Raw genomic sequence first — 7,512 nt, 5'->3', positions numbered from 1 at the left:
ATGTGGATCAGATCGGCGAAGTGGACGATCTGATCTCGCAGGTGGACGCGGCGTTGAACGATCTCGGCGTGCGCGGGAAGGTGGCGCCGGACAGTCGGGATCGTCCCCGGCGGACCCGCTCGACCCGGCGGCGGCAGGATGCCCCGGACCTGCCCCGACTGCCGGTGGACCGGCGGACCGTCGGGCGGACGTTTACCGGATCGGACGGGACGGTGTGGCGGCCGTCGATGTTCCTGACGTTGACCTGCGACTCGTACGGCCGGGTGAACTCCGACGGCACGCCGGTGGACCCGGACGGTTACGGCTATCGGCGGGCGGCCCGGGACGCGATCCACTTCCCCAAACTCGTGGATCGCTTCTGGCAGAACCTGCGCCGGGCCGTGGGGTACGACGTCCAGTACTTCGCCTGCCTGGAACCGCAACGCCGGTTGGCGCCCCATCTGCACGCGGCGATGCGCGGCACGATCCCCCGGGTGCTGCTCCGCCAGGTCGCGGCGGCGACCTATCACCAGGTGTGGTGGCCGGCCTGTGACCGGCCGATCTACAGCGTGGATCGATTGCCGGTGTGGGACGACGAAACGGACGGCTACCTCGACCCGGACTCGGGCGCGCCGTTGCCGACCTGGGATGAGGCGTTGGACGCGATCGGCGACGATGCCGAACCTGCCCATGTCGTCCGCTTCGGGGTGCAGGTTCGCGCCGACGGGGTGACCGCGACCAACAGCAACACCAGCCGGTTGATCGGCTACCTGTGCAAGTACCTGACGAAGTCGTTGGACACCTGCCACGACATCGCCAGCGACGCACAGCGGGCGCATGTTGACCGGCTTGCCGACGCGCTGCGGTACGAACCGTGCTCGCCGGGCTGCGCGAACTGGCTGCGTTACGGCGTCCAACCGAAAAACCCCCGCGGCGGGCTCGTGCCCGGCCGGTGTAAGGGCAAGGTCCACCGGCGCGAAACCCTCGGTTTCGGCGGACGCCGCGTGCTGGTCTCCCGGAAGTGGTCCGGGAAAACCCTACTAGGACGTTAACCTTAGTACATGGAAAATCCGCGCAAACGAGGTGGTATCTACTCCCGACGGTCGGTGCTGGACGACCGACACGGCCGGTCGGTGTCCGAGCAGCAAGAAGCCGGCCGTGCCGACTTCGACACGTACGGATGGGACCTTGCCGAGACCTACGAGGACGACGGCAAGTCCGCCTCACGGTTCGCGACGAAGACACGGGACGACTGGCTCCGCGCACTCGCGGACATCGATGCTTGCCGCCTCGACGTGCTGTGGTTGTGGGAGCCCAGCAGAGGAGACCGCAAACTCACCGAGTGGGCCGGATTTCTGGACCTGTGCCGTGATCGGGGAGTACTGCTGCACATCGGTTCACACGGACGGACCTACGAGCCCGCGAACGCCCGCGACCGGCGCACGCTCGCCGAAGACGGTGTCGATTCCGAGTACGAATCCGAGAAGACCTCGAAACGGGTACGACGCGCACTCGCCGCGAACGCCGTCAACGGTGTCCCGCACGGCAACGTTCCCTACGGCTACCGGCGTACTTACCACCCGAAGTCCGGCATCCTCATCGGGCAGGAAGCCGACCCCGACCAGGCCCCGATCGTCGCCGAGATCGCGGCCCGCGTCGCCAACTCCGAACCGATCATCACCATCACCAAGGATCTCAACACCCGAGGCGTTCCATCACCGGCAGGCCGGCAGTGGACCCGCGCCGTTGTCCGCAGGATCGCCACCCACGACCGGTACGTCGCCCGACGTACCTACCAGGGCCAAGTCTTCGCCGGACAATGGCCCGCCCTCATCGATGAGGCCACCTTCGCCGCCGCCCGGCGCGTCCTCAGCGACCCATCCCGCAAGACGACCCGCCCCGGCCGCCAAAAATGGCTCCTGTCCTACTTCGCCACCTGCGGCCAGACCGTCAACGAGGACGGGAAAGTCGACCCCCACGGAACGATCTGCGGCGCGGCCCTGTGCGCCATTCCCGCTCACTCCCACCACAGCACACCGGGCTATCGCTGTTCCACCACCGGCGGACACGTCCAGGTCAACCAGCCAGGCATGGACGATCTGATCGAGGATCTCGTTTGCCATCGCCTCGCGAAACCCGACATCTACGAACTAGTCGCCGCGCCCGACGACTCCGTGATACTGACCGCCCGGGAGGAAGCCACCGCGCTCAAGGAGCAGCTCAACGGCTACTACGACGCCGCCGCACGCAAAGAACTGTCCCCCGCTGGGCTTATCGCGATGGAACAACGGTTGCTACCGCAGCTTGCCGACGCGGAACACCGTGCCATGACCATCGCCGTCCCCCGAGCACTCCGAGACATGATCACACCAGGTATGAGCATCGCCGATGTCCACGCCCGATGGAAAGATCGCACGATACCCGCCAAACGCGATATTCTACGCGCTCTCTTTATCGACATCATCGTGTTGCCGCACCCGAACCGCGGTCAGAAAGGACCCGACGTCCCACCCGCCAGGGTACGGCCCACATGGCGCACCTACCGCACCGCCGACCCTCACCCCTAAGCCCCGCTCACGACCGCAGGACACGTGCAATCTGCGTCGCCACCCCACCAGGCAGTTCCGGAGCACACGCCAACATGTCCGCCATCCACTGTTCCCGCTCACTGACCATCACCGCCGTGCGCTGACCATCCGTCCACGGCCGGTCAGTGGTGGCCCACCCGCCCACCCCCTCCGTGGTCACCACAACCGCATCACCACCTCCTACCGTGATCGACGCCGACAACCGAGACTCGGAACCTTCGATGCTCACTCCACCGCCGACCACCGCCGTACCCGGCTGATCCCCGCCCGGCCCCTCTGGCTCCCAATCACCGAACAGCAACGGCTGAAACGAACCGGCGGCATGCATGCTCACGGCCCGGCCGACCAGGTGCCCCCATCGCAGTCATCGGCCCGTTCCCGCACCGCATCGGCGAGGAACCGTTCGACATCGCCGTGATGCCCGACCCCGGCGAACCGCCAATAACCCACATGCTCCACCGCCCCGTCGACCTCCGGGCGTCCCCACGCGTCCCGGGGCACCCCGTCCGGGAATCGGCCGGCCTGGTTATACCGCCGCCGCGCCGCCCGCAACGCCCCGAACGTGGTGGAGTAGCGCCGCGATTTCGTCAGCCAATGCCCCCCGAACCCGAAACTGTGCGCCCACCGGCGTAACCCGCTCCGCCCGCACGGCTGCCGGTTCGCGGCCTGATCGACCGCGGCGGCGAACCCGTCCCAACCCCCCAGCCGCCAGCACGTCGCCACCAGCCGGCGGGCATGCCCCCGCAACCCCAACAGCTCCAGCTGCGCCAAGCTCCGAACCGGACGGTCCAACCGGCCCCCATCATCAACGCTCTTCGTCGCATACTTCGCGATGTAGTTACCGACCGCGTCCGGGGTCGCCGTCCCCCCCGACCCGATCGGGCGAATATCGACCTGCACACCCCAGCGCACCACCATCACGCCCGCGCCCGCCGCGTCGGTGTCGCGCTCCACCGACCCGTCCCCACCGGTCACGGTCCCGCCGCCGGTCACACCGAGCACGGTGCGCGGATCCGGACAGACCAACTCCACCGTGGCGATCACCCGAGCCAGAGTGTCGGCCAGCAGCGCCCCGGTCGCCCACTCCGGTGGCGCCGCGAAATCGTCGGGATCCTCCCCACGTCCATCAATCCGCACCACCGCATGGAAATGCACCAGCCCCCGCGCCTGCATCTCCGCGACCTTGCAGAACGTCACCCGAACCACCCGCCGTAACCCCGCCACCGACAGACCGGCCGCCCGCGCCAACGCGCTTTCCACCCCGTCCCGGGTCCGTTTCCACAACCGGGCCGCGAACGTGTTCCACAGCACATGCCCGCCGTAGTCGTAACAATCCGGACACAGCGCCTCCCCCAGCCGGGGATCATCGCCGTTGTGGCGGACCAGACAGCCCCGAGGCAGCCCATGGACACAGTCACCCCGCCGCGGCCGGCACACCCGCGCCACCCCGCCATGGGGCACCCGGCGGGAATGCACCGGCCCGAACGACGGCGCCGTCACCGTCACGAACAGCGCCGGATGCCCGGCGACCGTGTCCGGAACGCCTTTCCGGCCGCCCGACACCCCCGCCACGATGATTTGTCGGGCGTCGCCCTTATACGTCCGGGAACATGACGGGCACACCGTCGCCCGCCGGTTGTTACACCGCACCCGCAGCACCCCACCCGGTTCCGCCACGGTGGAATACCCGGACCGGATCTCCCCGCTCGTCCGATCCACCTGATCGACACGGCCGACCAGGCGCACCGGGCAGGAACAGCCCCCGGTCGCCCGAATCTGCCCGGCGAGGCGCCGCACCCCACCCGGATCCCCATCGTCTACGGCCGGTTCGTCCACTCCCGACATGACAGCGGTTCCCTTCTCCGTATCAGCCCACCCGGCACACCCACGACCCCTGACCGGTGGCCGGTGGCCAGCGTGAGAGCGGTCACCATCCGTCGCCGTCACCCCGACCACCGGGCCACCCGACCGGCACAGCCGTCATCACCGCGACTCGGCAGGAATCAGCAGAAATAGACAGAAAGTGGCAGTGATCGACCGATGGTCAGATCGACGGCCAGTCCCAGCCGGTCTCGTCCCCGCCGATGCCATCAGTGCGCGGATCGTCCTCGCCGAGCAGTGCCGCGTCCCCGCCGCCGCTGGCAGCACCGCGGGTCGGCCCGTACCAGCCGGGGAACTCCCAGCCCTGTTCCGCGTCACGTTCCGCGTCGTCATCGGGTGTGGTGGGGTTCCGCCGCCCGCGATCCGGCCGATCCCGATGACCGCCCGGTGGTCGTATCGCCGGTCCGATCGCGGGCGGTAGCGTCGGTACCCATCCGCCCCGCGCAGGCACACCCCGCTCCGCCCCGTCGGTGTCCATCCCGTCGACGTCCCCGTCGTGGTCGCCGGTCGTGCCCGGACCCAGCGCGGGGAAGTCCCGGGCCACCCCGCGGATCTCCTCATCGGTCTGCCACCCCGCCCGGACCCGGACCGGTTCGGGCTGTCCGTCCACCCGCACGAACCCGACGCCGGGCAAGCCCGGTGGGATCATCTCCGCGTGTGCGCCCCGGGCATGCGCCCCATCGCCCAGCACCAGATCCACCTGGTCGGCTTCGGTCATCCGCAGACACACCCGGACCGGGAACAGATCCCGGAACGGCAACACTTCCTTGCGGGGGTCCTGGACCGCGCCGATCACGACCACGCCGGGCGCGCGGCCTTGGGAGAGCAGCAACGACAACGCCGCCGCGATCCGCTTTTTCACCTCCCGGTCCGTCACATACGCCGTCAGCGACGCAATCTCATCGATGATCACCACGATGAGTGGGGACCCGGCCGCCGGCACATGCAGCCGGGTCACTCCCCGCAGCCGGCCGGTACGGTCCCGCATCATCCCGACCGCGTCCTCCAACAGGTCCGCGATCCCCTCGATATCCGTCGCGAACCGGGTGAACAGCGCTTCGCCGAACGCCAGTTCCATCCCGCCCTTGGGGTCGACCGCCCACACCTCGACCAGCCCGCCGTGAATCGCCGGTGCCAGCGCCCGGATCGTCGACCACAACACCGACCCCTTGCCCGCCCCGGTAGCCCCGGCGATCAGCACATGACTACCTCGCAGCGCGAGCCGCCACGGCTTCCCGTCTTCGCGCACCCCGACGACCAGCCGATCCAGCCCCATCCCGCCGTGCCCACCGCCGGCGCCGATGTCGTGTCCGTCGATCGGCAGGGCCGCCGCCGTGATCAGCCGATCCAGCGGTTCCCGGTACACCAGCAGCACATCAATCCGCCCGGCATGCCGCGGATCGGCCCGCAGCCGCAACGACCGCGCCCCCAGCGCCGCCGCCAACGCCGGCCCGTGCCGTTCCACATCGGCCACCGACTGACCGGCCCGAACCTGCACCTCCAGTTCCATCCCCGAGGGCACCCGATGAACCCGGCGGACCCGCGGAGTCAGATCCGGGTAGACCATCAGCTCACAGGCCCGGCACGCCGCCGCCCACCGTCGCCGCAACCGTCCCACCGCCAGGATCTCGAGCAGGCCCCGCCGTAGCCGGGGGACCGCCGCGACCAGCACCCCGACCAGCATCAGCAGCACTTGCGCCCCGGTCTTCCCGAGCAGCTGCGCCGCCCAGGCATGGCCCAGGACCAGCACGGTCAGCAGCGCGATTTCCCGACGCCACCCCCACAGGGCGCGGAACCCGTATTTGAACAGCAACTCCCACACCGACGGGCGTAGCCACAGCCGCATCCGCCGGGCCGATCCCGACACACGAAGAACAGGCATAATAAACAGCACCCCTCCCGGGCGCAGACCATCATCAGCTGTCAGGGACTCCAGGGGTGGGAACGGTGCCGGTTCGTCGCCTGCTGATCCCCATCGTCCGGCGACGCACCGGCCCGTTCACCCACCCGTCTACCATTCATCCACCAACCGCGCGCACCACCCGGCCGTCTCGACGCCGCCGGCCCGCTTCGTTACGAGACGGCCCGCGCGACCCTCCCCGGCTATCCGGCGGTTTTACCTCCAGACCCCGCCGACCCGGCCGACGCGGGCGGGGTGACCGGGCGAATTTCCCGCGCCGAGAACGTCACCCCGTGCCGGTTCCCCATCTCCCACCGCGTCGCGATCAAACCCACCAGGGTCACCGGGACCAGGGTGTCGACTCGCGGGTCTATTCGGCCCGTGACCCGCACCGGGATCACCGCCGGATCACCGTCTTTCGGTGCGACCGCGACGTTGACCACCAGGACCGGTTCCCCGTCCCGGTTCGCTTTCGGTTGCTGGGTTTCGAAATCCAATACCGGTACCGGCTGCCCCATCGCGCTCATCGCTGTGAACGCGTTGAGATCCACTGGAATAACCCGCAGATCCATCCTGTCTCCTCACCTCGAAGCCCTACCCTTTTCCGACCGCGGCCCTGTGTGGCCCCGACCGGTCCTCGTCACGCGCACACGCCCCGCTGCATCACCACCCGTTTGCCCTCGATCGACACCGGCACCGTCGCCCCCGGCGCCAGGACCGTCATCGTCGGCAGCGGCACCGGTCGTATGTCGCTGTCGCCCGACCCCGCCGAGCCCAGCCGGACCATCACCGCGGCGAGCCCGCACAGCAGCAGGACCAGCAGCACATAGGCCACCACCAGCCCCCCCGCGAACACCGGGTCCACCGGTCGATGATCCCCGCGCCCGGTCCGAGGGCGCAGCCGCGGACGGCTCACGACCGCAACCGTCGGACCATCCAGACCATCCCGGCTATCACCGCGATCGGTACCGCCACCGGCACCAACGCCGGCAGCACATGCACCAGCAGGTAATAGACGCCGCTGAACAGCGCGAACAGCCCCCAGAACACGGCTACGATACGAATGAACCAGCGTAACGGCGAATGATAGTAATAGCGCACGGCACCCTCCACACGGCAGCGGCTGACAATGGCCGTGACGGGCGGGCAACGCTCCCACGCCGC

At 69.0% G+C, this 7,512-nt stretch carries 8 protein-coding genes; 2 read left to right on the top strand and 6 right to left on the bottom strand.

Going from position 1 to position 7,512, the window contains the following annotated elements; translation table 11 throughout:
- Both U9979_RS03760 and U9979_RS03755 read left to right on the top strand, forming a co-directional pair.
- Positions 1 to 1,031, top strand: a 1,031-nt coding sequence (locus U9979_RS03760) for a replication initiator (RefSeq protein ID WP_322778284.1), incomplete at its 5' end; no start/stop codon positions are given.
- Between the two features lie 9 nt (positions 1,032 to 1,040).
- Positions 1,041 to 2,546, top strand: coding sequence for a recombinase family protein (locus tag U9979_RS03755; protein WP_322778283.1), 1,506 nt, complete (start codon positions 1,041 to 1,043; stop codon positions 2,544 to 2,546).
- 7 nt (positions 2,547 to 2,553) lie between these two features.
- Here U9979_RS03755 and U9979_RS03750 read toward each other — a convergent pair whose 3' ends face one another.
- The 6 genes from U9979_RS03750 to U9979_RS03725 form a co-directional block, all read right to left on the bottom strand.
- Positions 2,554 to 2,730, bottom strand: a complete 177-nt coding sequence (locus U9979_RS03750) for a hypothetical protein (protein ID WP_322778282.1) — start codon at positions 2,728 to 2,730, stop codon at positions 2,554 to 2,556.
- A 167-nt stretch (positions 2,731 to 2,897) separates the two neighbouring features.
- Positions 2,898 to 4,412 carry a replication initiator gene (locus U9979_RS03745; RefSeq protein ID WP_322778281.1) on the bottom strand — a complete coding sequence of 505 codons (1,515 nt, stop codon included), beginning with the start codon at positions 4,410 to 4,412 and terminating at the stop codon, positions 2,898 to 2,900.
- Positions 4,413 to 4,611: 199 nt separating this feature from the next.
- Positions 4,612 to 6,330, bottom strand: a complete 1,719-nt coding sequence (locus U9979_RS03740; RefSeq protein WP_322778280.1) for an FtsK/SpoIIIE domain-containing protein — start codon at positions 6,328 to 6,330, stop codon at positions 4,612 to 4,614.
- Between the two features lie 221 nt (positions 6,331 to 6,551).
- Complete coding sequence (locus tag U9979_RS03735) at positions 6,552 to 6,920, bottom strand: hypothetical protein (RefSeq protein ID WP_322778279.1); 369 nt, start codon at positions 6,918 to 6,920, stop codon at positions 6,552 to 6,554.
- 68 nt (positions 6,921 to 6,988) lie between these two features.
- Positions 6,989 to 7,264: a hypothetical protein gene (locus U9979_RS03730; RefSeq protein ID WP_322778278.1), complete on the bottom strand. Its 276-nt coding sequence runs from the start codon at positions 7,262 to 7,264 to the stop codon at positions 6,989 to 6,991.
- Positions 7,261 to 7,449: a hypothetical protein gene (locus tag U9979_RS03725; protein ID WP_322778277.1), complete on the bottom strand. Its 189-nt coding sequence runs from the start codon at positions 7,447 to 7,449 to the stop codon at positions 7,261 to 7,263. The genes U9979_RS03730 and U9979_RS03725 overlap by 4 nt, the downstream gene beginning before the upstream one ends.
- Positions 7,450 to 7,512 lie beyond the last annotated feature (63 nt).

The organism is Protofrankia sp. Cas4 (genome assembly GCF_963555915.1).
Taxonomy (GTDB): Bacteria; Actinomycetota; Actinomycetes; order Frankiales; family Frankiaceae; genus Protofrankia.
Note: the sequence above shows the minus strand (reverse complement) of the source record. Positions and strands in the feature narration are given on the sequence as shown.